This window comes from Belliella alkalica (genome assembly GCF_022549785.1).
Taxonomy (GTDB): Bacteria; Bacteroidota; Bacteroidia; order Cytophagales; family Cyclobacteriaceae; genus Belliella; species Belliella alkalica.
Genome location: NZ_JAKZGO010000028.1, coordinates 15,791 through 42,276, shown reverse-complemented (window position 1 = coordinate 42,276; position 26,486 = coordinate 15,791). Strand labels below are relative to the sequence as shown.

Genomic DNA, 26,486 nt, shown 5'->3' with positions numbered 1-26,486 from the left:
CCAGCCATAGGATTATAATTAGCGGTTATCTAAAGTGTCCGCTAAAAAAACCAAAACCATTAATCAGAGGGGTCAATATGCTCCGGAATTTTGACCAAAGGGGGTCAACATGATCCGGAATCTTTATCAAATTCTTGCTTTAGGGGGTCAATATCCGCCGGAATGTCAGTCGAATCTGGCCAATCAGGCCACTTTCACTAAACAAAAACATTCCGATTCTGAGGGGTCAACATGCTCCGGAATATCCATCAATTGAAAACGGGTTTTCACCATTTCCGCTAATCAGGTCAGGCAAGGGAATTTCTCCCTCACCTTTCCACAGAACTAGGCAAGAGAACACTCGCCTCACACTGCCAGCCCCGGGCATCGGGGGCTCTTTATTTTTATAATACGCTTCGGTTCTAGTTTACCTAAGGTTGAACCAATTTCCAATGTAAATATAAAAAAACAAAATCCTTTCAAGCCCAATCCAGCACCCTCTTGATCCTTATGCAGGCTCTAAGAAATCAACGATTGGATTCAAGACACGCTGAAAAATTAAATCTCAAAGCAATGGGTGGTGGATGTCGTACCCAAATCAAAGCAAAATCTCCTAAATACATCCAAAAACTAAAACAACCACTTCCTGAAATCCACCAAGCAAACCCTTCACCCTTCGGATGTCAGTCAAAAGCCACTAGCTTCCTTATTCCTATCGGGGGCACTGATAGATTTTTTCTCCTATCGGGGCTTAACGATAGGGATCGGTATCAAGGGCTTTTCTCTAGTGGGCTAAATATTAGGCATTCGGGCTTCATTCATGAGTCAGCAATTTTTCAATTAGTTTATAAAAATGAGTTCCTAGTTCTTTTGGGTAATCTTGGTTTTCATTATCAAGTGCTTTTGCTCTACTTATAGCAGTTTTGGTAAAAGGTAAAAATATCTTTGTTTGTTGGTCTTTTCAATGAGATAACTTCAATTAAACCACTGTCATTAAATAAATCGGATATTCTAAAATCTTCAAAATATTTCTTTTCACTTACTTTGCCCTCATAAGACAAAACAAACATTTTCTCGGCTTCAAGGAATCCTCCTTCACGAACTAATGGAATAGGTTCTCTTGGCATAACTTATTCGTTAATTGGTAAAATACTTAATTGATTTCTATTGCCAAGTTTTGGTACACCTTTAAATCGTCCAAGTAAATAATCTTTCATTATTTCTTTGTCAAAGCGGACATTGTAGTCTTCCAATGAATGAAGTTTTGTTGCACCCTCTTTGTTCTTTACAGCAAACCAAATTTCATCTTTTCTTAGTAGTTTTTGAGTTAACAGGGTTGCTTCGTGACTGGAAACAATAAGTTGGCTGTTTATATTTTCGCACTTATCCAAAATGAATTCAAAAAAGTCTCGAACTAGGTTAGGGTGTAAACTCCTTTCGATTTCATCAACTACAAACACATTTCCTCCTCTAAAAAAATCTATTATTAATGGTATTAAGTCCATAATTCTTCTTGTACCATCAGACTCATCCTTCAAATCAAAGAGCTCGTATCCACCACCAACAATCTTGTGCTTAGTTTTGAGTAACTTAGCTTGAACAGTGAGATTGTCTATTTTGGAAATCACATAATATTTGTCGTCTTGAGGATTTGATAAAAAGGCACTTGTCTTTTCAGATTTTTCACTTAATAAATCACTCTTAATGTCTTCTTTGACTTCCGTAAGAATATCCATTTTCTCAAAATCAACCTCTTTAAATTCAATCCCATCAATTCCTGTGTCAAAATACTCAAGCATATCTTTGAATACTTGTTGAAGATTAGTATCCTTATGTAATTCAAATTTTTTACTAATGTTCTTTGTTCCTGAATATATAACGGTTAAAGCATTCTGAAACCAATCAATAACATTTAAAATGTCTTGAATGTCACTAACATTGTCAATGACATTCGTGTTTCTAATTTGTGTAATTAATAGTTGGTTTCTCGGTGTTCCTTTTGCAGTAAATTCTAAAAACTGTTTTTCCTCTGATGTTTTATTCTTCTTAAAAAGGAAACCCAAGTCATATTCAGTTGTGTTTTTTCTCTCAAATATTTTTGTTTCACCTGATTTAATTATTTCAAACAGCCATTCATCAATAATCTCTTTGGAATTTAGAATAAATCCATAAGCATAATTCTTTCCCTTATGCTGGATTTCATACTCAACATATGTAGGTTCATTAAAGAATTTTTTATCAAGCTTGTAAAAATTTGTGCTTATTAGCTGTTCAGGTTTAGTTCCATTTAAGACGGTCTTTCTTCCAAAATCTATTGCCTTAATTAGATTAGATTTACCTGATGCATTTGCCCCGAAAATAACTCCTGCTTTTAAAGCTGAAACTCCTTTTGCTGAAGTTGATTTATGATGTGACTTAAGAGAGCCTTTACCTGGTATCATTGAAAAGACTTGTTTTTCTCTAAATGACAAAAAATTCTCAATTGTGAATCTAATTAACATTGTTTTGCTGTTTATTCTACAAATTTAGTGAAAAAATCACATCTTACGCCAACTTATTGAGATTTTGTTTTGGCCTGAGTGTCTTTTAGCCTTTTGTAAAAAGCAATAGAATCACCTTACTATCCTACTCAGCCCTCTCTATAATCTCAAACTACCATCAATCCTTATAAATTTGAAGATCGGAAGAATTCTGCTAAATTGCCTATGGCTGTGAGCAGTTTTGCCAATAGGGAAACCCTTATTCAGGGATTGACAGAAATTGGGACACGTATGACACCTGGCACCAACCAGCTTGCAGTCCTGAATGTGCTGGGTTTGATCCTTAGTGATTTGGGAGAGAAGGAAGTCCCAGAGGCATATATGGCCTACAGCCTCTATAACAGTGACAGTGTAGAGATAGGCAGGGGCAAGCAATTGCTTTCTGGAGCCTCCAAAAACAGGCACGAATACCTTTCGGATACGCTGAAAGTGGAAGAAGATGGTTATACGCCACGGCGCACAAGTATAGAAGTCTATCTGGTCAATGAGACAAGTGAGAATGTGTGGTTTGATGACTTTACTGTGATGAGCAGCACGCCCATCATAGTCCAGGAGTCGCACTACTATCCATTTGGCAGTGAGCTGACTGGTTTGGCATATAGTTATAATAACCATACAAACCGTTACCTCTATAACGGGAAGGAATATATAGAAGAAAATGGGTTGAGATATTATGACTACGGGGCTAGGATGTATGACCCGGCAATAGGGAGATGGAGTGTTGTGGATCCGATGGCTCACCTTAGAGAATGGGTATCACCGTACAATTTTGTGCAGAATAATCCTATTTTAAGAATTGATCCGGATGGGCTCTTGATGGGGAATATTATGATAAAGATGGAAACTGGATTGCAAGTGATCGTGTAGATGATGGAAGGGTTTATCACGCTGACCAAAATGGTAATATTACCTTTGGTGTTGGAGTTTTGAAAAACACACAATTTTCAGAATGGAATTATAGTATTTCAGACTCAAAACTACAGGAATATTTTCCTACTCTATTAAGCCACGAAGGGGGCTTTGTAAATCACCCTAACGACCCAGGAGGAGCAACGAATAAAGGGATCACATTAAATACATTTAAAAAATATTCTAAGGACTTATTAAATGTTCAGCCTACATTAGGCAATCTTAAAAGGTTGACTGATAGCCAAGCGGCAGCGATTTACGAGGCAGGTTATTGGAATCCAAGTGGAGCAGGGAATATTTCGGATAAACAACTTGGATGGTTACATTTTGATACTTATTTGCACGGAGGGGCTTCAAATGTATTAGGAAATACAATTAGCTCTTATGGTGAAAGTGGTAGGTCAATAGGCACTTTGAATTCTATATTAAAGATTAATTCTGCTGAAAATGTGTTTAATACTTACAAACAAGAAAGGTTGAATAGGTTTGACCGTATAATTGAGAATAACCCAAAATTAGAAACGTTTAAAAAAGGTTGGACAAATAGAGTGAATCGTTTTCAATATCAAACACCTTAAGAAGATGGTATTAAGAATATTTCAAATTTTATTTTTGTTTGGTTCTTGTACTGGACAAGAAGAATTTACGGGAAAGTATTACACCTATACTAAAGAATCATACATTACTGTAGATGACATTAATGATAATGTAATCTATGGAAATCACTGTTTTGTTTCTGTTAATGGAGAAAGAATTGATTGCTGTGTAGAGGAGGAGTCATCATTTAATGTGCAGAAAAAAGGTAAGACCGAATATGAAGGTACTTTATTAAGTTGTTATGATGATTTAGAATATGCTATAATGATGGTTTTTGAAGAAGAATCTATTAAATTGACTTTTAAGGAGGAAAATCACCCTTTTATGGTCAAAGAAATTAAGTTCTTCAAAGAAAAGGAATAGTTAAAACTCAAACGCTAGGCTTAACAGCTTGGCGTTTTTTTAATGCCTAAAAATTTGCTTTACCGTCCAATAAATCCTTCATCCGCTTTTTGGTCAGCATTGAGTTGATGATTTTAACCAGAGCATTTTTTTCATCTTCATCGAGCTGATTAATCAGCATCAATTGTTCGTTTAGTTCGTGGTTCTGAAGCTCTACCACCGAGTTTTCACTATCGTTTAAAAGGTTGTCGGCACTTACGGCAAACACCTTCATCAATCGTTGCACAATATCAATAGAGGGAGTAATGGTTAAATAAGGAGTAGATTATGCCTACAATATGAGGGGGTGGCTGACCAAAATCAACGACCCATCCGATGCCACACCGAAATTGTTTGAGATGGACCTAAAGTACAACGATGCACCTACAGCCAATAGGAGATTCAATGGTAACATAGGTCAGACCGAATGGAAGAATCCATATGAGTCTATGAAGAATACCTATGCCTACACCTATGACCAAATGAACAGGTTGACAAAGACTACCTATAGCAATAATGCACCTGGGAATACCATGAACTTTAATGTCACAGCAATAACCTATGACCTGAATGGAAACATAAAGACCTTACAGCGAAGAGGCAACCACAACGACACCCCAAACCAACTCATAGACAACCTGACCTATACCTATGCCAAAGGCAATCAGCTCAGCAAGGTCACAGATGCCTCGGGTGTTGACTCTGGCTTTAAGGATGGAGTAAATGTAGCCGATGAGTATCTCTATGATAACAACGGCAACATGACGGTAGATAGGAACAAAGGCAACACCTCGATTACTTACAATCCCCTCAATCTACCAAGCAAGGTGACATTCAGTACCACAAAGTACATAGAATACACCTACGATGCCAGTGGTAGCAAGCTGTCCTAAAAAACTGTAGATGGAGGAACTACCAAGGTTTCGGATTATGTAGGGGGCTTTGTATATGAAGACAACAAACTGCAGTTCCTTCAGCATGATGAAGGCCGAGTTGTGGCCAAAAGGAATGATTCAGGTGGATTCCTAAGCTATGAGTACAAGTACTAAATTCCAATCTATCTCTGGTTTTATTTCCTCACACTGTTTTTCATGCTTGCGGGTGGGACGACGGAGATCCGGGGCGGCGGTGGCCTTGAGCGTAGATAGGATATCTCCGTCTTGACTTTTTTGTTACTTTTTGTGTCAAGACAAAAAGTAAGAGGAATTGATCAAGATAATCTTCACCATTTCACTAACTATCCAAAGACGCTCTATTAAGTTTTTTTTAGTCGGAAATGATCATTTATGTAAAATCCAATAATCATCAAAAGAACGGAATCTATGTAAAATACCTTGATCCGAACACCTCTGGAACACCATGTTCTGTATTTGCCCAACTGATCAATGACTTGGCAAACAATACTGCAGGTGTAGTAATTGATGGGGCAACGGCAGGAACCAACCCGATGCCATTTGCCGGTCTGATGGGCTATGGAGGCGACAATTCCACAGGGCCTAAGGCATACTTGAATATTCTTGTTTTTGATCAGAACTACCAATTGTTGAGTTCCTCATTCAGGCCAGTGACCTCGGCAGCCAAAGAGACAGGTACGAATATTCCCCATCAACTCCTAAAAACTAATCAAATCACGATAGAAAAACCGGGATATGTGTATATTTATCTCTCCAACGAGAATGCTACTCCCGTTGAAGTGTTCTTTGACGACTTCAAGGTAACCCATACCAATACCCCGATAGTCCAGAAGGATGACTACTATCCATTCGGGATGACGTTTAATTCGTACTCGGCACCTAGTGGGGTTGGGCAGAAATTTAAATTCAATGGCAAGGAAAGGGAAGAGCTGACAGGCTGGGATGATTTTGGTGCAAGGATGTATATGAGTGATTTGGGGAGGTGGGGTGTTGTGGATCCGTTGGCGGAAGTACAAGAAAGTTGGAATCCTTATCATTTTAACTACAACAATCCGATTGTCTTTACAGACCCCACAGGGATGTTACCTAGATATAATTGGGATACCGGAAAATATGAGGATGAAGGAAAGGTAGTTTCATTTGAGGATGCCATGGCAGCGCATGGTATAGATGTTCATAACAGCAATCAAAATTACGGCAATGGAAAAAGAGAGGATAGAAAGGATCAATCCGGACAACGGATTGATTTATCAAAAGCTGATGCCGGCATTAAATTGGCAGAAACCCTGAGAAATTACTTTACCGCAAAAGGTGATGATCCATCAACACCCCGATTATATTTGGAGGATTTCATTGATTCTGGTAGTAAATTGAGCAATACATATGGTTATGATCCCATTACAAATTCCACTTCTGGTAAACGGAAAATCGGGGAAAAATATGTGAAAATAACGGTATATGTCAGGCGTGACGTGAATGGAAAGATATTGGAGCAAAACTCGGACAATAGTATTCGCTCCATTAAGACTGATCGTGGTATAGAGAATGCGGCAAATGGCATGGTTTATTCAAGAGTTACCATCCAAAATGGAAGTGGAAATGGAGTAATAGTGTTTGAAATTAATGCCAGTAAAAGGAATGCTACTGCCATTCAGGAAAATGTTCAGTATATTATGAAGCTGAGAGAATACATAAGCGGAAGGGAATCTGTCAAGATTGAAAAACGATGAAATAGAACAATTATGAAGCAGATTTATATATTTCTTATTGTAATGTTTTTCTTCCTGGATTGTACAGCAATCCAGGAAGAAAAATTGAATCCGGAATCCCATGCGGTTACCCTCGTCGTTGATTCCTTGATCAGGAAGCGAGAATTGTTGGAATATAGCAGCGGTCTGTTGAAGGAGTTTTTGGTTGACCTTGATGTATTGAACAGGAAGGCTGTCTTTTATGGTTCAGGAAGTACATGCCTTTTATCTGGCGTGAATGAGATGGAAGATGAATATACCATCCAAGACGTACTGAAGATCCAAATGATCAGAGGTCTGAATGAAGACAGAAAACACAAGGAAGGTACTGGCATTAAATATGCTGAATATGAACTTCCTGTGGACGTTAAGAAATCAAAAATAAAAGAATTTGCAAAGTTGGGCTCAAATAATAGTTTCTTTTTGATAGTCAAGCATCATTTAGAATTTGAAGGCACATATCTGGTAGAAGTAAGTGTCACTAGTTTACATGAACTACCAAATATATCCCAATACATGTTTTATGTATACTTAAACAAACAAATGGAAGTAGTAAAATGGGATTTTGCTGAAGGTTTTGAACCTTCTACTCTGGAGATTTGTGAACAAAATTAATACATGATAAGTAAATCTAAGCTTTGGCCAGCATGCATTTGTTTCTAGTACCAATACCACCTGAAAGACCACTTGGGGAATGTGAGGGCAACATTCAAGACAGAGACGGATGTGCAAGAATATGTGGCTACCCTTGAAAATGATGCGGATACCAAGGACTATGAGCAGGAGTACTTCCTCCGCTATGGAGAGGTCACTCGGATCAATGCCCCAATCTTCAATAGAACCACTGCAACAGGAAGTTCTTATTCCATCAGGCTCACTGGGGCTGGCAATGAAAAGTATGGCCTGGCAAAATCGCTGGCTGTTAAGCCTGGGGATAAAATAGATGCAGAGGTTTATGTGAAGTACTTGGATCCGGCTACCTCCGGAACGCCGGGTTCTGCATTTGCCCAGCTGATCAGCGACCTTTCAAATAATGTTTCCAGCGTCGTCATCGATGGGGCAACAGCAGGCTCAGACCCAATGCAGTTTGCAGGCCTGCTGGGCTATGGTTCAGGCAATTCTACCGGGCCGAAAGCCTACCTGAATGTCCTAGTCTTCGACCAGAACTATCAGCTGCAGCAGGATCGGTCTACCTTCAGGCCAGTGACCTCAGCAGCAAAGGAGACAGGCTCCTGCCACACACCCTGGCCCAAAGACTCCCCTTCGTCCTCACACCAGCTCCTAAAAACTATTCAAATCACGATAGAAAAACCGGGATATGTGTATATTTATACGCCGCGGCGCACAAGCTATCTCCAACGAGAATGCTACTCCCGTTGAAGTGTTCTTTGATGAATTCAAGGTAACCCATACCAATACCCCAATTGTCCAGAAGGACCTTCTGCACAAGCTGGCTCAAAGACTCCCGTCTTTGCCCTCCATTTGGGATGACGTTTAATTCTTATTCGGCACCTAGTGGAGTGAGGCAGAAGTTTAAGTTTAACGGAAAAGAAAGGGAAGAACTTACAGGCTGGGATGATTTTGGGGCGAGGATGTATATGAGTGATTTGGGGCGATGGGGAGTGGTGGATCCATTGGCGGACCATCCAAACCAAATCGATAAGTCTCCATATGCGGCTATGTGGAACAATCCAATAAGATATAATGATCCTGATGGAAGGTGTCCGAATTGTATTACAGGTCTCATTGGTGCAGGAATTGGTGCATTAGTTGGTGGGGGCATAGAAGTTGCAGCCCAACTTTATAAAAGTGGTTCTGTAACAGATTGGAGTGCTGTTGGGGGTAGTGCTTTGCAAGGAGGGATAACAGGAGGAGCGGCTGGATTTACAGGAGGAGCGAGTTTAGTAGTTACAGCAGGCGTAGCTGGAACAGCAAATGCTGTGGGAGGTACTGCAAACCGAGCAATACAAGGGCAGGGAACAACCATTGAAGATGTTGCTCTAGATGCCACAATAGGTAGTGCACTTGGTGCAGGAGGTAAAGTGGTTGGAAATGCAGTTAGTGGAGTGGTAGATGATTTATCAAATGCAGCTAAAGGGAAGCTGGGAGAAGCTCTTACAAATGTGAAATATGGTGCAAAAGGATATGTAAATAGTGGTAAAGCAGTCGTTGAAACTGGTAAGAAAACAGCCACTGGAAGAGTGCAAGTAGCTAAGTACGACCACGCTTTTAAAAATCCTTTTACAGGTAAACAATTGACTGTCGAAAGTAAATTTAACACAAGTGGACTGACTGGAAATCAAAAAGCTGCAGCAGGAAATGTAACCACTTCTGGAGGCTTAATCATAAGTAATCCAACAAGTCAGCATGTCGGACAAGCTGCTGGAGCAGCAGCTTCAGGAACAGGAGCTGGTGTTGTCACCCAAAAAGAAAGAGATTAATAAAAGATGGGACTGTTTTACAAAGTATCAGAAAAGGAAATCCTTCTAATCCGGGATAGAATATTCCTTGACAAAGGTTTATCATCACTCAAAAATAATGGGTTTGATCAATCACCATTTTCTACAGCGTGGTTTGGGAAAAACAATTTAGGTGATTTGACTTATGAATTATGTAGAGTTCGAAAAGATTCAATATTAGAAATTGTTGTAACACATATTTCAAAAGGAGATCAGTGGATAAAAATATTTTTAAACATATTCAAGCTATCACCAGATTTGAGATCTTTAGAGCAATTACAAGGAGTTGATGGCCTTCAGTATCATTTGCCTCCAAATAGTTTGACAAAAATGCGATTGAGAAGTGATGATATAAAAGGAATGCCTCTTTTAGATTATCATTTTATGTTTGGAGGGCATAAAATACGGTCTTATCACACCAAGACAGGTTATGATAGGGAAATAAGTGAATTAAGTAAACGAATCGAAAAAGATTTGACCAATATTGACTCTTTTGTAGAAAGTTGGCATGAACTTCATCAGCCTAATTTGACGGACTGGGAAGGGAATCGTATAAATCAATGAATTTGGAAAGCCTTGCAAGAATGCAGGGCTTTTTTAATGCCTTAGATATTTGGTTTACTGTCCAACAGATCCATCATCCTCTTTTTGGTCAGCATTGAGTTGATGATTTTGATAAGGACATTTTTTTCATCTTCATCAAGTTGGTTAATCAGCATCAATTGCTCGTTTAGTTCGTGGTTCTGAAGCTCTACCACAAAATTTTTGTTATCTTTCAAATGGTTGTAGGCACTCACGGCAAACACTTTAATCAATCGTTTTACTATATCAATCAAGGGAAGTAATTGCTATGAGGATATAGACTATGCCTACAACATGCGGGGCTGGCTGACCAAAATCAACAACCCATCGGATGCCACTCCGAAAATGTTTGAGATGGATCTAAAGTACAACGATGCACCTACAGCCAATAGGAGATTCAATGGTAACATATGGAAGAATCCATATGAGTCTATGAAGAATACCTATGCTTACACGACCAAATGAACAGGTTGACAAAGGCTACCTATAGCAATAATGCGCCTGGGAATACCATGAACTTTAATGTCCCAGCAATAACCTATGACCTGAACGGAAACATAAAGACCTTACATCGTAGAGGTAACCATAACGATACTCCAAACCAACTGATAGACAACCTGACCTATACCTATGCCAAAGGCAATCAGCTCAGCAAGGTAACCGATGCCTCGGGTGTTGACTCTGGCTTCAAGGATGGAGTAAATGTAGCTGATGAATATCTCTATGACCTAAACGAGGACTGAGCGTAAAAAAAGCTTTGATAAAGCTTTCAGCGAAGGGCCAGGTTGCAGGGCGGGTTCTAGCTTTTAAAAACAAGGGCATCACATCGATTACTTACAATCCCCTCAATCTACCAAGCAAGGTGACATTCAGTACCACAAAGTACATAGAATACACCTACGATGCCAGCGGGGGCAAGCTATCACAAAAAACGGTAGATGGAGGAACAACCAAAGTCTCCGATTATGTAGGAGGCTTTGTATATGAAGACGACAACCTGCAGTTCCTTCAGCATGATGAAGGCCGAGTTGTGACCAAATGAAATTATAAAGGTGAAAAACAAATTGACAGGGCAACAGAATATAGTATTAAAGGAAATGTAGATTTGACAAATAGAAATCCAATTTTCAAAAGAAATAATTAATCATTAAATTAGAAATTGAAGAGGAAGAGCTATTGAGAATATATCTTCTTTTTGAGAAGTTAAATGATTTTTTTCATCAGGAAAAAAAATTTTAAACCAGAAAAAGTAAAAGAATTTGCATCTCAGAATTATGGGTTAATTAATAAACTATATTATGATACACTTTGGGAAATGCTTCCAGAAGAGATTCAAAGTCAATTACTAAATTGTTAATTATTTAAGTATGTTCTTAATATTTATTTCAAAAAATGGCATTGAAATTTTGAGCGATCTATCATAATGTAATCCTAATTCAGATAACAAACAAGTAGGACTGAAGGTAATTTGAAACGTGCGAAAAACGGGAAAGAATCAGTTGATATGACTCCTGAAAATAATAAATCAGACCGTTCGCAGCCACTAGAACTGCATCATGCCGATAACATGCTTGGTTCTACAATACATGAAGTTGGACTAAATCATTCTTCGAATATTTGGCATCAAACGAATAATCAGGGAGTAGTTCCACAAATGCGTTCACTAAATTCAAAATTGCATTGGCAACTTAGAGTACAAGAGATGGGTAATAAACCTCCAAAGTAATTATTCATGAAATATTTAACAGAAGATCAAATTTTAGATTCTTTAAGTCGAGGAAAGACGGTTGAAGCCATAATCGGAAAATATGAGATTAATGGTTATCCCACTATTCAATGGTTAGCGATTGAAAAAGGTAGGGATAAGAAACATATGTATTATGTCGTTTTTCATCATGTTTTTGATGAAAAATCAGAGGGATTAGATTCTATATACGATTTTAGTTACGTTGAGCCAGATGATATGTATGGCAAAATTGTGTCTGAATTTGAATCTTATAATGACGCACTTCAATTTTCAAATCAAAAATTTTCAGAATCGTTGAGTCAATTTGTATCAGAAGGTTATATAGACGAATTAATAAATTAATATTTGAGTAATTTTATGTAAAGAAATATCAGCTGTAAGTTGTTATGTCAAATATGTAAATTTCGTATAATTTTGATAATGCCTTAAGGAATGGTTGGAAACCAAGGTAAATGATGTATACTTACAAGATTTCGATCGATCATCAATTCAAACACCTCTGGGTGATCTTTTACTATGTTTTAGTAATATTAGGTGGGGCATTTTACATTAGTTGTATTAAGTATGGGGTTATAAAATATGAAAAAGTCATGCTGATTTCATTTGTTGTATTTATGATATTCCTCATTCCGCAATTAATCCTTCATATTAACTATTATAGGCAAAATAATGGTGATGTATTTATTTATGACCCTCTAGATCAAAGAATTGTAATAAACACCAAGGGTGAATCAGCAAGCTTTTCGTTCAATGAGATTGAACTGATAAAGCGGTTTAAATCCTACCCATTAGCTGAAAATAGAATACAGTGGTTTCCTTGGGATAATTACAATTACTCGATAATTCAATTAAAAAATGGTCAGCAATTTATTATTACTAGTCTGCTTGTTCCAAACATGGATCTTCCAATCGATTCCGGTAAGATAAAACTGAAGAAAAGTTTTTATCCAATTTTAGAAAACAAGTAAACATCGAAAAACCTCAAAATTTGACTGAATTTTTCCGTTCATAGCAGTAGTTTGTCTATTTTAAGTTTTGCAAAGAAAGTCTTCATTTCCGCCATAGGCGTATAGGTGCAACGAGACTCTCGAGAAGAACGATTGAATAGTCAAAATGAGAAAATAAATGGAAGCCCGATCAGTGCTGGTTGTGATTTTTTATTGGGCAGCAAGCAGGTTCTTTTGAAAGAAGTCTTGGAACTTCTTTTCGAGCCAACCATTTGAGCTTGGGAAAAATAGGATGTATTCTAATTGTTCCAAATAGCTCGGGTATTTATCCGATGGACAAAATGAAAAAATACTTAACGTGTTTTTCATACCTATTGACTTTTTTATTTCTCAAATTGTAATCTACCTTAATACAATTTAAAACATTTCAGTTACCATAATTGGAAGCTTATGCAGAAACCCCAATCAAGACATTTTTCTTTCATTTTTAATAAGCTCACATTGAATAATATTGCAGGGATAATTCAAAGAAAAATAACTGGCTTTATTGAATTTTTACGACACAATTTTGTCGCAATATTCTGTATCGCGACAATTATCATGACAAAACCCTATTATTGCGTCAATTGTTTATTAATTTTGTCGCAATAATAAAAATCACGACATGGGAAACCAAAATGAACTGCGGATAATTGAAGAAACAATTGCCTCATCCTCCAATGGTTTAGGAATAGAGGAACTACTTATCTTACTACCATTTCAAATTGAAAAAAGAACTCTTCAAAGAAGACTTTCAAGCCTTAAAGAAAAAAAACTTATACATATAAGTGGAGAAGCTCGATCCACAAGATACCATGCAAACATTGCTGAAAAAAATCATGATTCAAGTAAGATTAATTCAACAGAGGAAAACCTAGCGCCTATCCCTCTTTCAAAAGAAGGAAAGTCTATTTTAGCCTTGTTATCCCGTCCTGAAATCCAAAGAACACCAGTGGGGTATGAACGCTCATTTTTAGAAAACTATCGTCCAAATATTGACAGCTATCTCAGTATCGAAGAAAAGCAAAAGCTAGCAGAATGGGGAAAAACGCATAATGATGAACAGCCCGCTGGAACTTATGCCCGTGAAATATTAAGCAGGCTTTTAATCGACCTTTCATGGAACTCTAGCCGTTTGGAAGGTAATACGTATTCCTTACTCGATACCGAATTGCTAATTCATGAGGGCCAGGTTGCAACCGACAAATCTGCCAAAGAGACACAAATGATTCTCAATCACAAGGAGGCCATTGAGCTTTTGGTGGATTCATCAAATGAAGTGGATTTCAATCGATACACAATTCTCAACTTACATGCCTTACTTTCTAACAACTTACTTTCCAATCCAGCTGCCTCAGGAAGACTTCGAGTATTTGGGGTGGGAATAACAAATTCAGTTTTCACTCCACTAGGAATACCACAATTAATTGAAGAGTTTTTTGATCTAATCCTAGAAAAAGCAAGACAGATAGAAAACCCATTTGAGCAGGCTTTTTTTATACTTGTACAACTCCCCTATTTGCAACCTTTTGATGATGTCAATAAGCGCGTTTCTAGATTGGCTGCAAACCTGCCATTTAACCGTCAAAATCTTGCCCCCCTTTCATTTATTGATGTTCCTGAAGAAAGTTATATCAAAGGGTTGCTTGGCATCTATGAATTAAATCGCATCGAGTTATTCAAAGATGTGTTTTTATGGGCTTATCAGCGATCCGCATTACGCTATGCAGCGATCCGTCAATCAATTGGAGAACCCGATCCATTCCGAATGAAATATCGGGAAGAAATACGCGATACTGTAGCGAATATTGTCAGAAATGCGATTGGAAAAGCAGAAGCATCCAAGTTAGTTAATACAGAATCTCAAAAGCTTCCTATCGAAGATCAGTTGAAATTCAATGAGGTGGTTGCCATTGAGATTTTGGGACTTCATGAAGGGAATTTTGTACGCTATCGAATTAAACCTTCTGAGTTTACGGCATGGAAAAAGCACTGGGGATCTTAAAAAATTAATCGGAAAAATGAAAAATACAAATAGATTTTCAGCCATACCTCCTATCCTAATGAATCGCTACATTTCAAATAAAAAAGAGAGGTTGATATGCCCCCTCTTTTTGGTCATTCGTTAAATTTAATTTATGTAGGCTTCTTTTTTATATTCTAAAGATTGATACAAAAACACCTCCTTTCCTGCTAACTACGTTTCCAACTAATATTTTAACTCAAAGTAATTTAAAGTTACTGATTCACAACTTTTTATTTGACTTAAAATCCAGCTATTTTAACCCGACATTTCTGGTAGTTGTGCATGTGCGCTATTTTGTATACTTATTATCCACTCAATAAAGCGACCGATGTGTGCAACACTGATTCTTTCGGACATTTTCGCATAATCTATGTTGGCTTTTCCCATCAATATAAGTTCTTAAGTAGCTTAATGCATGTATTTCCCAGCAAAATACAGATTTTCAACTATTTTCATTCTTCCAATATACCCCTTAACTTTTTCATATCTGAACTGATTTTTGTGTCAAGGATTTTCGCATAGTGTTGTGTCTGCTTCAAAGATTTGTGCCCAAGCATTTTGGAGACAGTCTCTATCGGAACACCATTTCCCAAGGTTATTGTTGTTGCAAAAGTATGGCGGGCTATATGAAATGTGAGAGGTTTATCGATTCCACAAACATCAGCGATTTCCTTGAGATAAGAATTCATCTTTTGATTACTCAAAACAGGCAAAAGACAGTCTTTGCTGATACATTGTGGATGAGATTCATATTTATTGACGATAGCCAAAGCCTGAGGAAGTAGTGGTAATCTTGTTGGCGTTTCTGTCTTCTGTCTTTGAGTGAATATCCATTGCTCCCCATCAATCCCTATTTGGATATGGGATTTTCTAAGGTTTTTGACGTCGATATATGCAAGTCCTGTATAACAGCAGAATAGGAATACGTCTCTCACAATTTTTAGACGTTCCATACTCAAATCTTTATTGTTTATAATCTGTAACTCCTCTTTGCTGAGTATTGAGCGGACAACATCCTTTTTTATCAATTGGTATCCCATGAATGGGTCTTTCTGCAACCAATCTTTTTTGACACAGGAAAGCACTATTTTCTTGAAGTTAGCCAAATACTTCATAGTTGTATTATGGCTACACTTGCGTACAGTCTTGAACCAAAATTCATAATCAGAAATAAATTCATAATTCAATGCTTTTATTTCAAGATCATCCTTTTTGAACTTCCATTGAATAAATGATCTTGTGTGATCCAACGAAGTCTTATATCGCTGCAAGGTTCCTGATGCAAAATCTGTCCCTACTAATGCCTCAACCTTATCGTTATGTTTTTGGAAAATCTCTAGGATAAATCTTCTATCATCTGATTTTCCCACTAAATAATTTTTTATGCTTTCGGCAGTAACATCTTTATAGTTGTCCATAAGGATTTTTTTCGCCTCATAGATTTTTATTTGGAAAGTATCCAAAAACCCATTCAATTGCTTTACCTCCTCCCTATTTCCAATTGCCCTACCCCTACTTGGATCCCAGCCTTCCTGAGTCCAAAGCCTTTTGGTGGATAACTCTTTTGAACTGCCATCTACAGTAACCCTAGCATAAATGTATCTTTCATTCACTTTTTTGTTTTTTGTGGGTTTTAGGAAAAACATAATTCCAAAGCTCTTTTCTAACATAGTATTGACGTTTAATAACATGAATAAATTTCGAAAATTACCTAGCTTCAAACAAGATGTTTTATCACAGAACATGTTGTTATTCAATTGATTATGCCGTTTTCAATGCGTCTTTTTTTTTAAAATAGAGAACTACACGAATGACGCATTTAAATTGTGGGGATTTTTGAAAAATTTGGTGATTTAGGCACCAAAAACAAAAAGCCCACAATCTTCGGATTATAGGCTTTTGATAAAGAATTTTGATGTTTTTGTGGTTAAAATCTCGCTTTAAACGCTTTAAACACACATTTTAATAATCTTTGGTTAGTCTTTCAAATTTTAAATCTCTTCGAATTTGGAGATTTTATACTGTTTGAAAGCCATTCTGGCAGAGAGGAAGGGATTCGAACCCTCGATACCCTCACGGGTATACACGCTTTCCAGGCGTGCTCCTTCAACCACTCGGACACCTCTCTAGTTGTTTCGGAGTGCAAAGAAAATTATAAATTTGAGCCAAAGCAAACTTTATACTGTTTTTCCCCATTTATAATTTCATCCAAATTTCAAAATGAACAAATTACCAAAACTATCATGTTGATTTATAAGACTATAAAAACTTTGCTCAATCATTCACTCTCTGAAATTAACAGTCAATTTAATTCTGGGCTGTCAGTGACATCTCTCCCGCAATCGGTGTTATCAACTTTCTTCTGATTTCTGAGTCATTGCTTTCGTTGGCAAGCAAAAACATCATCTTGGTAATAGCCGCTTCTGTCGTAATATCGCCTCCACTCAAAACCCCAATCCGCTTCATATCCTTACTGGTCTCATACCTACCTTGAATGACACGACCTCCGTTACATTGTGAGACATTTAGGATAATCAAACCATTTTTAACAGCTCTTTCCATTGTTTGGATAAACCATGATTCACTTGGACTGTTCCCTGACCCATAAGTTTCCAAAACAACTCCACGCAATCCTTTTGTTGCAAAACAGCTCTCAATAACATTCTGGGTAATGCCAGGAAAGAGTTTCAATACCATCACTCTATTGTCCAAACGATTAAAATACCTCAATTTCTTTCCCTCTTCAAATGGCTTTATTGCCGCATAATTGTAATCTATGATGATTCCTGACTCGGCTAACGGTGGGTAGTTTTCTGACTCAAAAGCATCAAAATGTACACTTTGAACTTTCTTGGATCTATTTCCTCTCAACAACAAGTGATTAAAGAAAATACATACTTCTGGCACTATTGGCTTTCCGTTAGCCTTTGCCATTGCTATTTCTAGGGAGGTCATCAAATTTTCCCTAGCATCAGACCTCATGGCAGAAATAGGAAGCTGTGCTCCAGTAAAAATGACTGGTTTACTCAACCCTTTCAGCATATAACTTAACATAGACGCTGAATAAGCCATAGTATCAGTGCCATGAAGCACTACAAATCCATCATAACTATCATAATTCTCATAAATGATATATGCCATGTCCACCCAATGACTCATGTTGACATTTGAAGAATCAATAGGTTCGGGAAATGATATAACTGTGATAGCAGCATTCATACTGGTCATGGTCGGAATTTTATCCAAGATCTGCCCAAAATTAAATGGGACCAATGACCCACTATCATCATAAGCCATCCCAAGTGTCCCTCCAGTATATATTATCAACACAGATGATGTTATTTCACTTTTGGCAGCAGTATTTAATCTTACTATCTTATAATTCATGGTTGAAATGATGGAATATAAGGTTTGTGTTATTTTGAGTAATTCGAGAAACCTCCTCTAAGCTTGTTTGGCAAAGATCCGCTACTCGTTGGGCTATAATTGGTATGTAGGCAGGTGAATTCCTTTTTCCACGGTGAGGGATCGGCGCAAGATACGGACCATCGGTTTCCAATACCAAATAATCAAGACCTATTTCAGGTAGAACTTTGTCCAAACCCCCATTTTTATAGGTTGATACACCTCCAATGCCAAGCTTAAACCCCATTTCGATGATTTGATTTGCTTGTGTGACACTTCCTGTAAAACAATGAAATATCCCAAACAAATTATCATCATTCATTTCTTTGATGATTTCAATAGTTTCATCCATAGATTCTCTGCAATGCAGAATGATTGGCCATTTCTTATCTTTTGCCCATTGTATTTGAATGCGAAGCGCTTCTTTTTGTTGTTCAAAAAAAGTCTTATCCCAATACAAATCCAATCCAGTTTCTCCTATCCCCGCAAATTCCCTTTTATTGATCCAATCTTCCATGATATAGAGAGATTTTTCAAAATCCTTCTTTACATCACATGGATGCAATCCCATCATAGGAATACATTTTTTGGGATGTTTGAGTTCAACTTCAAGCATCGAATCTATCGTTTCCACATCCACATTTGGCATGTATATCCTCTGCACGCCATTATCAAAAGTCTCCCTAATTACATCTTCTCTATCTGAATCATATTTTGAAGAATATATATGTGCATGCGTATCTGAAAATGGGTGTAGCATTTTTATTGATTTTTATAGATATGAAACTTTAGGTTTGAGATGTGAGACTTGGGACTTGAGATATAAGGCATATAATAGTGTTATGTCAACCTAGATTTTACAAATGAGCGAGCTGGATTTCGATTCCCATCGTCCACCAAAGTGAAATGTTAAACGTTTAACGTAAGGCAAGTTTAATCCTCCTGAGGGAAAAAGGCTTTTGTAACGTTTAACACTATTGCATCAAACGAAACTTTTTCTTTGACATAATAGCAAAGCCATTTCGAAAGAAGGAAAAACAACTCATCTTGCAGCAGCCAATTTCACAACCTTAAAACGTTCCAATCTTAAAATCCCTAATCTTGTAATCTGCCAATTTTTCAATCCTCTAATATTTCCTCCCCTTCCAATTTGTTTTGGAAGGCCAAAAATAATAAAGTATCGTCGCCCAAGCTGTAAAAAGATAATATATTTCAAATACTATTAAGTGTTTTAGATTGATTCTTTGGTTCATTTTCTTTTTCATCTCGTAGATAAAATAAGATTGCAAAGACCATTTAACAAACCAAAACAACCACCCTAGAAAAATATAATTGTAAATCAAAAGCAGTACAAGTGGCAAAAACAAAGCTTGTAGTGCCAAAAGTATTTTTATTGTAATGGGCAATTTCATAGCTCCATTCATCCATCTTTTACGCTGCTCTAGCAGACTCGAAAGACTTGGTTGCGCTTTGGTTTCTATCAGGTTCTCTTTACAAATTTGATGATATCCATAAAACCCCTCTTTCTGAATGGAAGAGGCTATTGTAAAGTCTTCTGTCAAAGAGAAAGGAATTCCTTCAAATCCTCCCACCGCATTGTATGCCTCTTTTGAAATAAGCATATTGTTACCCATAGAAGTGACAGATAGACCAATATCAGACAGGACTTTCAGCACCCCCAAAGTGAAAGTCCAATCTACATCCTGCAATGTTGAAAACCTCCCTTCGTGCTTCACTGTGGTGATACCCGTAACAAATCCAGCCTCGGTATTCAAAGCGGCAGAAACCATAATGGTAGCCCAAGTACTTGGAACTTTACAATCAGCGTCTGTAAACAACAACAGTGAACCCGTCGCTTTATTGATCATTTGGGAGAGTGCATTTGCCTTGCCATTCATCTTTTTTTGCCCTCGGTTTTCTTCTACACTATAAAATTCAGCGTAGCTTTTACCAGATACCCACGACTTTAGAACCAAGGCTGTTTGGTCTGTACTGTTGTCATCCCCTACTATTATTTGCAGCTTATTTTCGGGATAATCCAAAGCTTCCAAAGCTTCTAAACACCTAGATAGATTTTTAGCTTCATTTCTACAGCTTACCAAAATTGTAATCGATGGAAAACCCCTTCCCTTACCTTTTGCGTAGCTCTTGAAATTTGTCTTGAGAAGAATTCCCAAAAGTAAATTCTGGGAAAGAAGGAGCATCACACCAATTATTTCTAATGCTATCATAGAATATCAGTTTCAAAACCAGAATTCTTAATATATCGCAAATAATCGACCAAAACTTCCTTCAATACAGTTTTGGTCTTCATCTGGTCATGAAAAACTACCACAGAGCCATTTTGGGTGTATTTAATGGTCTTTTGAAGACATTTTTGGGAAGATTGGTTTGGATCATAATCCCCTGACAGCACATCCCACATCACAACCTCAAATTCAGCGCTCAGGGCTTTGAATTGGTTTTTGGTAATTCTGCCATAGGGAGGCCTGAAAAGTCTCGATTTCAATCCCAATTCATCATTCAATACTTTTTGACAAGAAAAAACATCTTGGATATACAAATCTGTTGGAGTTTTGTACCCATTTAGATGGTGATATGTATGGTTGCCAATTCCGTGTCCATTTGCTACTATTTGCTTAGCCAAGTTAGGTGATTTCCTGACATTGTCCCCTACTACAAAAAACGTGGCTTTCATACCAAAGTGATCCAATTGTTCCAAAACGAATTCTGTCACCTCTGGAACTGGCCCATCATCAAAAGTCAAATATATCTTTTTCTTTGACCTGTCTTTGTGCCAAGTATAGTGCTTGAAGAGTTTAGGAATCAAATCAGGTACATGATGGATCACCATAATTCTACTGAAATCTTAAGCTCATCAAAGTAATATCATCCATCCTATCCACACCATTTGAAAAGACTTCTAGCTCTTTAAAAAATGCTTTGTGAAATTCATCCGGATCAACACCAACCTGTTTCTTCACAAATTTACCGAACCTTTCCTCTCCATACTCTTCATCTTGGTCATTAAAGTTTTCTGTCAACCCATCGGTATACAAATGTATACTGAAACCTTTCAGATGCGACCGCTTACCTATTTCCAGAAAAGGCAAAGAATCAAACGCTCCCAAAATGGTGGTACCGGCCTCTAAAATCTCACTTCGTCTTTCCCCTTCCCAATAAAGTATTGGTGGATTGTGGCCGGCGTTCACATAGTTCAACTCCCTAGTTTTATAATTGTATGAACCCAAAAAGAAGGTAATAAACCTTTCTCCAGCAGTATTTTCAAAAATGGTATAATTCAATTGCTCTACGATCATTTTCAGATCAGATGAGCTTCTTAGCAATGTCCTCAAGGCAGCTTGAAAATTAGACATCAGCAAAGCTGCAGGCATTCCTTTTCCAGAAACATCTGCTATACAAAAAAACACTTCGTCCTCTGATTTTTGGATCAAATCGTAGTAATCACCACCCACTGTTGAATGGGGAATATAGGTTACTTTGGCTTTGAGTTTCCCATTTTGGGGAAGATTTGCGGGAAATAGCATCCTCTGCACATTAGAGGCTATTTCTACCTCTTTCTTCAACCTCTCCTGCTCCAATTGCCTCCTTGCAAATCGTTTGTTTTCAAGTGCTACCACAAGAATATTGGTCAATGCCTGGGTAAAATCAAGATCTAGCTCAATCGACTCATCTTTTTTCATCAAAAACAAGATCGCCAGCATCTTTTCCTTATGATAAACAGGTAAATAGGTCTCCAGTTCATTAAATGAAAAACCTTCTTCAACTATGATATTCAACTCCCCTGTTTCTTTATTGTCTTTTACTTTGTCCAGTGGAATAAAGTCAGGTACTGCACCTTTTATACCATGAGAGATATTTTGTTTGTAACCTTCTTGGTCAACCACATAAAGCAAAAGTGATCGGATATTGAGATGTACCAAACAGGTAAATTTAAAAATATTCAATAAAACCGATGATGTTTTATTTTCATTGATTGCCTGTGTTATTTCCAACAAGGCCTTAAGTTCAAGCTCTTTGCGTTGATATTTTACTGTTTCTGTAGTCAATGGATTGCTCAAATAGAATTGTGATTCATTAGCCCCTTTTTGGTCGCTAGGTAATAATAGGCTTTGCCCGAATCTTTTAAACTGATTTTTTCAAAAACCTCTTCATCTGGCTTATAGAGACACTTGATATAATCCTTGTCCAAAAGAGACTGCAAGTTAGCCAAAAGCAAATCCTCTTCCCAACCTAGATTATCTTTTAAATAATCAAAGTGCTGTACAAAGTATAGCTCGTCTAATAAATCAAACTCTTCTTCTGTCATAATAGTGTGGAATTATCAGCTAAATTATCATTTTAAATGGTAGTAACTTATTTTGTTTTCCGAATAAGTCGAAAAATTATATAAGCTTCTCCAAAGTTAGCAATCTCTTTTGATTTGTGTTTTGGGAAAATAAAAACTTGAACAATCGGTTAAATTGATTTAAAAATCAATCCAAATGAATCTGGCGAGAACAAGAAAGATAATTTCTGTAAACAATTAAAATACAGTTGCATCAGCAACAACTCTTCTTATCTAGTGAATAACATAAAAGCAATAAATCATCCTATAATTCAAAACTGTAACCCAATTCAGTTTACACTCCTCCCCTTCCACTCAAACCTTCCTTTTATAGCTCCAAATGCAGATCTCAAAACGTAAATTGGATGAATCAAGCTAGTGATGCAAAAATCAACAAATTTCAGACTAAGATAATACGAGTCTGTCACTTTTTTCAAAACATAATATTCAACACAAAACTTCAGTATCCAAACAACAAATAAAGCCAACAGTCCTAGTTTGCCTTCAAAAAGAGGGAGAAATATAGTGCCAACCCAAAGCAATTGATAAAAAACTGGCACAGAAGAAAAAACCGAATGTATCAAGGAATGTGACCTCCACTTTGATGCCCATCTAATCCTCTGGGAATATAGCTCAGACCAATTGGATAAAGAGTTTGTGAATACAAGATTTTTTAAACCCTCCAAGTAAACTAAAGCCTTGGCACCGTAGAAAGCTGCTATTTTTTTCATTAGGAATTCATCATCTCCTGAAAGAATTTCTTCATTGCCCAAATACCCATTAACACTCAGGAAAGCCTCTTTTCTATAAGCCAAATTAGCCCCGCTACACATCAATGGAGATTGATTTTCAAAAGCTACCTTAGTCACCAATAAGATACTTGCCCATTCAATTTGTTGAAATCTTTGAAAAAATGAAGCGTTATCTCTTGTCATTACTGGTCCGGCTGCAAATTGGATCTGTGGATCAGAGAATGGTTTTATCATTTCAGTCACCCATGATTCTCGCAATATGCAGTCTGCATCTGTTGTAAGAATCACTTCTCCAGTAGCTGCTTCCACCCCATATTTTAACGCTGATTTCTTACCTCTTCCATGAGATTGGATAATTTTATGAACAAATGTTGGAATGGAGTTATCAAGCAGTTTTTCCAAAACCAAAGCTGAATCATCTTCACTATGGTCATCAATCCAAAGAACCTCTAATTGCAAGAAATTCAAGTTTTCTATTGAATGAAAAATAACGGGCAAATTCTTCTCTTCATTTCTAAAAGGAATTAAAATAGACACCTTTTGATCAATAGGTGAGGCTATTTCGAAAACTGCAGTTTTTTTCCATTTTCCTCCAAAAAAGAAAAGTACAAAAACATAAACAAAGCCAATACTTAGGTAAAATATTACCATGAATTCAATTAAATTGCATCAATGAGTAAAGTAGAGAAAAAAGAAGGAAAGGAAAAAATAATTTTAGGCATAGATCCAGGAACTAATGTAATGGGCTATGGGCTGATTTTGATAGAAGGAAAAAAATATAGTGTTATTCAATTTGGTGTGATTCATTTGAAAAAGTATGAAACCCACGAGTTGAAACTCAAAAAAATCTTCGAGAGGGTAACCGGTATCATTGATGAATTCCTACCCGACTCTATGGCATTGGAGGCACCATTCTATGGTGAAAATGTCCAATCCATGCTTAAGTTAGGTAGAGCCCAAGGAGTCGCAATGGCAGCTGCTCTATCACGAGAAATTCCGATCACAGAATATTCCCCAAAAAAGGTCAAACAATCCGTAACAGGCAATGGAAATGCTTCAAAAGAACAAGTGGCAGAAATGATCAAAACTTTGCTTCAAATCAAAGAAATCCCAAAACTTCTAGATGCTACGGATGCTTTGGCTGTTGCGCTATGCCACCATTTTCACGATGGCAGAATCCAAACAAGAGGTAGAAATGCAGGATGGAAATCGTTTTTGGAAGAAAACCCTGATAGGGTAAAGGGTTTAAAATAAATCCACTTATAAAAAAGAAAAAGCTGCCCAATTTCCAAAGGACAGCTTTTTTCAATCATTTTTTTTTCAGATTAGAAACTATAACCTAAAGAGACTTTGAAACCTCTATTGTATATAGCAGCATCGGAATCTTTGAAAACAGGAGATGTTCCGAAATCATAGCTTCCCTGTAAATTAATACCTTTAGGTAAATTGTAACCTAATCCAACTACAAATCCCAAATCTGTTTTTGTAATTGCTTCAGTATCATAAGAAAAAGAACTTCCAAAGAAATCTCCTTCAAACTTCGACGACATCAGAAAAGAGGCTTGTGGTCCGCCAAAAATATTCAAACCGTCAGTCACATACAATCTTAACAACAAAGGCACATCAATGTAATTTAAAATTGCCCTAGTATTGGCAAAATCATCATTTTGAGTACCTTTCACAGAATAATATACACCAGGCTCAATAGCGAGTCTTGAACCTAGAAATAGGTTTGTGTATACACCTGCATGGAATCCAGCTCTATTTGTGTATTCATTACTTGAGGCGTCTTCACCACCAAAATTGAAAAAGTTAACACCACCACGAACACCAAAACCTCCAGCGGCGTCACTTCTTTGAACACTCTGCGCTTGAATATCAAATGAGAACAAAGCTACAATAGCTAATAATAAAATTGACTTTTTCATAGTAAATAATAATTGGTTTATACCTGATTGTAGGCTAAGATCATGCCAGAAAATTATGATATTTTAACAATTATTAATCAAAAAACCGTAAATCACCTATTTATCAACCACTTACTTTTTTATCTACATAACTTGAGTTCATTATACCCAATGCACCCATATATTTCAAATTAAATTTCACTAGATCTCCAACTTTATAGCCTTTTGGATTGAGCCCTAAGTTCAAAATAAGCATATCAGAACTAGCCCCTAAGATCTCAAATTCACCATCTTCTGGAATCAAATATTTAGGATCTACATCCAAGAGACCTATATCCAAAATAGCCCTGAAAGAAGACTTGCCATATAGTGATTCATCTATTTCAATTACCTCACCTTGGGGATTTGCTGCCAAGGCCCCAGATGGAAGTAAAGGTTTCTCCTGCATTTCAATGATCTCTGCATAAAGTTCGAATACGTCACCATTCATCCCATCTATGATTTTTTCTTCAAACAAATCAACACCAAAATATAGCGTTTCCCCGATTCGAAAATGATTCACACCTTTGGGCAACTGCTGATGAAGCATCAAGGGAATAGTAACTGAGGTGCCTGCAGAAACCCATGGAATCTCAATATTGAACTTGAGTTCGATTATCTGTTTGTACAGTGAAAGCTGAATCAGCTTGTCCGCAGAAGGCATTACACCATTCAGACAATTAAGGTTTGTTCCCAAACCCACTATTTGGATGTTTGGCAATTCGAAGATTTTTGCATAAAAATCAATCAGATGATCACCCATCACTCCTTCACGAAGATCTCCAGTTTCTACCATTATGATGATCTTGTGCTTTCTGTCTTGCTTTACGGCCTCTTCGCTAATCCACCTAATCGTGGTCAACTCACTGTTGAGACTGACATCTGCATACTTCACCATTTTCTCAATGTTTCTTTTTGAAGCTGGCTTGATATATACAGTCTGGATTTCAGGATTGATCTCTTTTACTTTTGCAAGATTACTAATTCTTGAGTCATGTATTTCTCTTACTCCAAGATTAATCAGTTCTTTCAAATAAGCTCTATTTCCACAGAAAAGCTTAGACACAACACCCCACGAAATCTCGTTTTCCTCAAATAAGTTTTTGAGATAATCGAAGTTTTGCTTTAATTTTTCTCTATGTAAATTTAAAAATGCCATTGTTTTTT

The 26,486-nt window shown here is 37.1% G+C and carries 33 protein-coding genes and 1 tRNA gene; 18 read left to right on the top strand and 16 right to left on the bottom strand.

The window, feature by feature from the left end:
- Positions 1–489: 489 nt before the first annotated feature.
- A complete protein-coding gene (locus tag MM213_RS19620; RefSeq protein WP_241414586.1) occupies positions 490–897 on the top strand; it encodes a hypothetical protein in 408 nt (135 codons plus the stop codon).
- On the opposite strand, the gene MM213_RS19615 is transcribed toward MM213_RS19620, so the two are convergent.
- Together MM213_RS19615 and MM213_RS19610 are read right to left on the bottom strand one after the other, a co-directional pair.
- Complete coding sequence (locus MM213_RS19615; RefSeq protein ID WP_241414585.1) at positions 888–1,106, bottom strand: hypothetical protein; 219 nt, start codon at positions 1,104–1,106, stop codon at positions 888–890. The genes MM213_RS19620 and MM213_RS19615 overlap by 10 nt on opposite strands.
- A gap of 3 nt (positions 1,107–1,109) precedes the next feature.
- On the bottom strand, positions 1,110–2,480 hold the full coding sequence (locus MM213_RS19610) for an AAA family ATPase (protein ID WP_241414584.1): 1,371 nt from the start codon (positions 2,478–2,480) through the stop codon (positions 1,110–1,112).
- Positions 2,481–2,684: 204 nt separating this feature from the next.
- Here MM213_RS19610 and MM213_RS19605 point away from each other — a divergent pair, with 204 nt between their 5' ends.
- From MM213_RS19605 to MM213_RS19595, 3 genes are read left to right on the top strand one after another with little or no spacing between them, the layout of a single operon-like run.
- On the top strand, positions 2,685–3,386 hold the full coding sequence (locus tag MM213_RS19605) for an RHS repeat-associated core domain-containing protein (RefSeq protein WP_241414583.1): 702 nt from the start codon (positions 2,685–2,687) through the stop codon (positions 3,384–3,386).
- A 59-nt stretch (positions 3,387–3,445) separates the two neighbouring features.
- A complete protein-coding gene (locus tag MM213_RS19600) occupies positions 3,446–4,006 on the top strand; it encodes a glycoside hydrolase family 108 protein (protein ID WP_241414582.1) in 561 nt (186 codons plus the stop codon).
- Between the two features lie 4 nt (positions 4,007–4,010).
- Positions 4,011–4,388 carry a hypothetical protein gene (locus MM213_RS19595; protein ID WP_241414581.1) on the top strand — a complete coding sequence of 126 codons (378 nt, stop codon included), beginning with the start codon at positions 4,011–4,013 and terminating at the stop codon, positions 4,386–4,388.
- 46 nt (positions 4,389–4,434) lie between these two features.
- On the opposite strand, the gene MM213_RS19590 is transcribed toward MM213_RS19595, so the two are convergent.
- Complete coding sequence (locus MM213_RS19590) at positions 4,435–4,641, bottom strand: DNA-binding protein (protein ID WP_241297342.1); 207 nt, start codon at positions 4,639–4,641, stop codon at positions 4,435–4,437.
- A gap of 64 nt (positions 4,642–4,705) precedes the next feature.
- Between MM213_RS19590 and MM213_RS19585 the strand changes: the two genes are divergently transcribed.
- The 6 genes from MM213_RS19585 to MM213_RS19560 all read left to right on the top strand — a co-directional run bounded on the left by MM213_RS19585 (position 4,706) and on the right by MM213_RS19560 (position 10,091).
- Positions 4,706–5,299 carry a hypothetical protein gene (locus tag MM213_RS19585; RefSeq protein ID WP_241414580.1) on the top strand — a complete coding sequence of 198 codons (594 nt, stop codon included), beginning with the start codon at positions 4,706–4,708 and terminating at the stop codon, positions 5,297–5,299.
- A 383-nt stretch (positions 5,300–5,682) separates the two neighbouring features.
- Positions 5,683–7,050, top strand: a complete 1,368-nt coding sequence (locus MM213_RS19580; protein ID WP_241414579.1) for an RHS repeat-associated core domain-containing protein — start codon at positions 5,683–5,685, stop codon at positions 7,048–7,050.
- A gap of 12 nt (positions 7,051–7,062) precedes the next feature.
- Positions 7,063–7,683 (top strand): hypothetical protein, encoded by a 621-nt coding sequence (locus MM213_RS19575; RefSeq protein WP_241414578.1) that lies wholly within the window; start codon positions 7,063–7,065, stop codon positions 7,681–7,683.
- Between the two features lie 111 nt (positions 7,684–7,794).
- Positions 7,795–8,448, top strand: coding sequence for a hypothetical protein (locus MM213_RS19570; protein ID WP_241414577.1), 654 nt, complete (start codon positions 7,795–7,797; stop codon positions 8,446–8,448).
- A 107-nt stretch (positions 8,449–8,555) separates the two neighbouring features.
- Positions 8,556–9,509 carry an RHS repeat-associated core domain-containing protein gene (locus MM213_RS19565; RefSeq protein WP_241414576.1) on the top strand — a complete coding sequence of 318 codons (954 nt, stop codon included), beginning with the start codon at positions 8,556–8,558 and terminating at the stop codon, positions 9,507–9,509.
- A 6-nt stretch (positions 9,510–9,515) separates the two neighbouring features.
- Positions 9,516–10,091: a hypothetical protein gene (locus tag MM213_RS19560; RefSeq protein ID WP_241414575.1), complete on the top strand. Its 576-nt coding sequence runs from the start codon at positions 9,516–9,518 to the stop codon at positions 10,089–10,091.
- A 41-nt stretch (positions 10,092–10,132) separates the two neighbouring features.
- Here the strand turns inward: MM213_RS19560 and MM213_RS19555 are convergent, their stop codons facing one another.
- Positions 10,133–10,324, bottom strand: coding sequence for a DNA-binding protein (locus MM213_RS19555; RefSeq protein ID WP_241414574.1), 192 nt, complete (start codon positions 10,322–10,324; stop codon positions 10,133–10,135).
- Positions 10,325–10,403: 79 nt separating this feature from the next.
- On the opposite strand from MM213_RS19555, the gene MM213_RS19550 reads away from it, so the two are divergent.
- From MM213_RS19550 to MM213_RS19525, 6 genes are all read left to right on the top strand, one after another.
- Positions 10,404–10,574, top strand: coding sequence for a hypothetical protein (locus MM213_RS19550; RefSeq protein WP_241414573.1), 171 nt, complete (start codon positions 10,404–10,406; stop codon positions 10,572–10,574).
- A complete protein-coding gene (locus MM213_RS19545) occupies positions 10,571–10,852 on the top strand; it encodes a hypothetical protein (protein ID WP_241414572.1) in 282 nt (93 codons plus the stop codon). Before MM213_RS19550 ends, MM213_RS19545 begins: the two co-directional genes overlap by 4 nt.
- A 119-nt stretch (positions 10,853–10,971) precedes the next feature.
- Entirely contained in the window at positions 10,972–11,151 is a 180-nt protein-coding gene (locus tag MM213_RS19540) for a hypothetical protein (protein WP_241414571.1), read from the top strand.
- 426 nt (positions 11,152–11,577) lie between these two features.
- Positions 11,578–11,835 (top strand): hypothetical protein, encoded by a 258-nt coding sequence (locus tag MM213_RS19535; protein WP_241414570.1) that lies wholly within the window; start codon positions 11,578–11,580, stop codon positions 11,833–11,835.
- A 6-nt stretch (positions 11,836–11,841) separates the two neighbouring features.
- Entirely contained in the window at positions 11,842–12,198 is a 357-nt protein-coding gene (locus tag MM213_RS19530; RefSeq protein WP_241414569.1) for a hypothetical protein, read from the top strand.
- A 110-nt stretch (positions 12,199–12,308) separates the two neighbouring features.
- On the top strand, positions 12,309–12,824 hold the full coding sequence (locus MM213_RS19525) for a PH domain-containing protein (RefSeq protein WP_500790163.1): 516 nt from the start codon (positions 12,309–12,311) through the stop codon (positions 12,822–12,824).
- Between the two features lie 189 nt (positions 12,825–13,013).
- On the opposite strand, the gene MM213_RS19520 is transcribed toward MM213_RS19525, so the two are convergent.
- Positions 13,014–13,172: a hypothetical protein gene (locus MM213_RS19520; RefSeq protein ID WP_241414567.1), complete on the bottom strand. Its 159-nt coding sequence runs from the start codon at positions 13,170–13,172 to the stop codon at positions 13,014–13,016.
- 295 nt (positions 13,173–13,467) lie between these two features.
- Between MM213_RS19520 and MM213_RS19515 the strand changes: the two genes are divergently transcribed.
- On the top strand, positions 13,468–14,847 hold the full coding sequence (locus tag MM213_RS19515) for a Fic family protein (protein WP_241414566.1): 1,380 nt from the start codon (positions 13,468–13,470) through the stop codon (positions 14,845–14,847).
- A gap of 473 nt (positions 14,848–15,320) precedes the next feature.
- Here the strand turns inward: MM213_RS19515 and MM213_RS19510 are convergent, their stop codons facing one another.
- From MM213_RS19510 to MM213_RS19470, 9 genes are all read right to left on the bottom strand, one after another.
- The gene (locus MM213_RS19510) at positions 15,321–16,538 is read right to left on the bottom strand and encodes a site-specific integrase (RefSeq protein WP_241414565.1); all 1,218 of its coding nucleotides are present in this window, start codon (positions 16,536–16,538) and stop codon (positions 15,321–15,323) included.
- 368 nt (positions 16,539–16,906) lie between these two features.
- Positions 16,907–16,996 (bottom strand) — tRNA-Ser (locus tag MM213_RS19505).
- Positions 16,997–17,175: 179 nt separating this feature from the next.
- Entirely contained in the window at positions 17,176–18,255 is a 1,080-nt protein-coding gene (locus MM213_RS19500; protein WP_241414564.1) for an asparaginase, read from the bottom strand.
- Positions 18,245–19,033: a TatD family hydrolase gene (locus MM213_RS19495; protein ID WP_241414563.1), complete on the bottom strand. Its 789-nt coding sequence runs from the start codon at positions 19,031–19,033 to the stop codon at positions 18,245–18,247. The genes MM213_RS19500 and MM213_RS19495 overlap by 11 nt, the downstream gene beginning before the upstream one ends.
- Positions 19,034–19,400: 367 nt before the next feature.
- Positions 19,401–20,504, bottom strand: coding sequence for a glycosyltransferase (locus MM213_RS19490; RefSeq protein ID WP_241414562.1), 1,104 nt, complete (start codon positions 20,502–20,504; stop codon positions 19,401–19,403).
- Positions 20,501–21,127, bottom strand: coding sequence for a polysaccharide deacetylase family protein (locus MM213_RS19485; RefSeq protein ID WP_241414561.1), 627 nt, complete (start codon positions 21,125–21,127; stop codon positions 20,501–20,503). The genes MM213_RS19490 and MM213_RS19485 overlap by 4 nt, the downstream gene beginning before the upstream one ends.
- Before the next feature lie 4 nt (positions 21,128–21,131).
- Positions 21,132–22,343: a PP2C family protein-serine/threonine phosphatase gene (locus MM213_RS19480; RefSeq protein ID WP_241414587.1), complete on the bottom strand. Its 1,212-nt coding sequence runs from the start codon at positions 22,341–22,343 to the stop codon at positions 21,132–21,134.
- A gap of 8 nt (positions 22,344–22,351) precedes the next feature.
- A complete protein-coding gene (locus MM213_RS19475) occupies positions 22,352–22,603 on the bottom strand; it encodes a hypothetical protein (RefSeq protein WP_241414560.1) in 252 nt (83 codons plus the stop codon).
- Positions 22,604–22,911: 308 nt separating this feature from the next.
- Positions 22,912–24,024 carry a glycosyltransferase gene (locus MM213_RS19470; RefSeq protein WP_241414559.1) on the bottom strand — a complete coding sequence of 371 codons (1,113 nt, stop codon included), beginning with the start codon at positions 24,022–24,024 and terminating at the stop codon, positions 22,912–22,914.
- Between the two features lie 21 nt (positions 24,025–24,045).
- Here MM213_RS19470 and ruvC point away from each other — a divergent pair, with 21 nt between their 5' ends.
- The gene (ruvC, locus tag MM213_RS19465) at positions 24,046–24,627 is read left to right on the top strand and encodes a crossover junction endodeoxyribonuclease RuvC (protein ID WP_241273312.1); all 582 of its coding nucleotides are present in this window, start codon (positions 24,046–24,048) and stop codon (positions 24,625–24,627) included.
- 71 nt (positions 24,628–24,698) lie between these two features.
- Here ruvC and MM213_RS19460 read toward each other — a convergent pair whose 3' ends face one another.
- A complete protein-coding gene (locus MM213_RS19460) occupies positions 24,699–25,301 on the bottom strand; it encodes a porin family protein (protein ID WP_241414558.1) in 603 nt (200 codons plus the stop codon).
- A gap of 103 nt (positions 25,302–25,404) precedes the next feature.
- The gene (locus MM213_RS19455; protein WP_241414557.1) at positions 25,405–26,478 is read right to left on the bottom strand and encodes an alanine racemase; all 1,074 of its coding nucleotides are present in this window, start codon (positions 26,476–26,478) and stop codon (positions 25,405–25,407) included.
- Positions 26,479–26,486: the final 8 nt, after the last annotated feature.

Excerpts from the sequence above, each read along its gene's own strand:
- MM213_RS19500 (WP_241414564.1), bottom strand. The coding sequence starts at position 18,255 with ATGAATTATAAGATAGTAAGATTAAATACTGCTGCCAAAAGTGAAATA.
- MM213_RS19610 (WP_241414584.1), bottom strand. The coding sequence starts at position 2,480 with ATGTTAATTAGATTCACAATTGAGAATTTTTTGTCATTTAGAGAAAAA.
- MM213_RS19490 (WP_241414562.1), bottom strand. The coding sequence starts at position 20,504 with ATGATAGCATTAGAAATAATTGGTGTGATGCTCCTTCTTTCCCAGAAT.
- MM213_RS19515 (WP_241414566.1), top strand. The coding sequence starts at position 13,468 with ATGGGAAACCAAAATGAACTGCGGATAATTGAAGAAACAATTGCCTCA.
- MM213_RS19485 (WP_241414561.1), bottom strand. The coding sequence starts at position 21,127 with ATGGTGATCCATCATGTACCTGATTTGATTCCTAAACTCTTCAAGCAC.
- MM213_RS19580 (WP_241414579.1), top strand. The coding sequence starts at position 5,683 with ATGATCATTTATGTAAAATCCAATAATCATCAAAAGAACGGAATCTAT.
- MM213_RS19605 (WP_241414583.1), top strand. The coding sequence starts at position 2,685 with ATGGCTGTGAGCAGTTTTGCCAATAGGGAAACCCTTATTCAGGGATTG.
- MM213_RS19595 (WP_241414581.1), top strand. The coding sequence starts at position 4,011 with ATGGTATTAAGAATATTTCAAATTTTATTTTTGTTTGGTTCTTGTACT.
- MM213_RS19545 (WP_241414572.1), top strand. The coding sequence starts at position 10,571 with ATGAACAGGTTGACAAAGGCTACCTATAGCAATAATGCGCCTGGGAAT.
- MM213_RS19460 (WP_241414558.1), bottom strand. The coding sequence starts at position 25,301 with ATGAAAAAGTCAATTTTATTATTAGCTATTGTAGCTTTGTTCTCATTT.
- ruvC (WP_241273312.1), top strand. The coding sequence starts at position 24,046 with ATGAGTAAAGTAGAGAAAAAAGAAGGAAAGGAAAAAATAATTTTAGGC.
- MM213_RS19530 (WP_241414569.1), top strand. The coding sequence starts at position 11,842 with ATGAAATATTTAACAGAAGATCAAATTTTAGATTCTTTAAGTCGAGGA.
- MM213_RS19455 (WP_241414557.1), bottom strand. The coding sequence starts at position 26,478 with ATGGCATTTTTAAATTTACATAGAGAAAAATTAAAGCAAAACTTCGAT.
- MM213_RS19550 (WP_241414573.1), top strand. The coding sequence starts at position 10,404 with ATGCGGGGCTGGCTGACCAAAATCAACAACCCATCGGATGCCACTCCG.
- MM213_RS19510 (WP_241414565.1), bottom strand. The coding sequence starts at position 16,538 with ATGTTAGAAAAGAGCTTTGGAATTATGTTTTTCCTAAAACCCACAAAA.
- MM213_RS19470 (WP_241414559.1), bottom strand. The coding sequence starts at position 24,024 with ATGGTAATATTTTACCTAAGTATTGGCTTTGTTTATGTTTTTGTACTT.
- MM213_RS19590 (WP_241297342.1), bottom strand. The coding sequence starts at position 4,641 with ATGAAGGTGTTTGCCGTAAGTGCCGACAACCTTTTAAACGATAGTGAA.
- MM213_RS19560 (WP_241414575.1), top strand. The coding sequence starts at position 9,516 with ATGGGACTGTTTTACAAAGTATCAGAAAAGGAAATCCTTCTAATCCGG.
- MM213_RS19615 (WP_241414585.1), bottom strand. The coding sequence starts at position 1,106 with ATGCCAAGAGAACCTATTCCATTAGTTCGTGAAGGAGGATTCCTTGAA.
- MM213_RS19585 (WP_241414580.1), top strand. The coding sequence starts at position 4,706 with ATGAGGGGGTGGCTGACCAAAATCAACGACCCATCCGATGCCACACCG.
- MM213_RS19565 (WP_241414576.1), top strand. The coding sequence starts at position 8,556 with ATGACGTTTAATTCTTATTCGGCACCTAGTGGAGTGAGGCAGAAGTTT.
- MM213_RS19495 (WP_241414563.1), bottom strand. The coding sequence starts at position 19,033 with ATGCTACACCCATTTTCAGATACGCATGCACATATATATTCTTCAAAA.
- MM213_RS19525 (WP_500790163.1), top strand. The coding sequence starts at position 12,309 with ATGATGTATACTTACAAGATTTCGATCGATCATCAATTCAAACACCTC.
- MM213_RS19475 (WP_241414560.1), bottom strand. The coding sequence starts at position 22,603 with ATGACAGAAGAAGAGTTTGATTTATTAGACGAGCTATACTTTGTACAG.
- MM213_RS19620 (WP_241414586.1), top strand. The coding sequence starts at position 490 with ATGCAGGCTCTAAGAAATCAACGATTGGATTCAAGACACGCTGAAAAA.
- MM213_RS19520 (WP_241414567.1), bottom strand. The coding sequence starts at position 13,172 with ATGAAAAACACGTTAAGTATTTTTTCATTTTGTCCATCGGATAAATAC.
- MM213_RS19575 (WP_241414578.1), top strand. The coding sequence starts at position 7,063 with ATGAAGCAGATTTATATATTTCTTATTGTAATGTTTTTCTTCCTGGAT.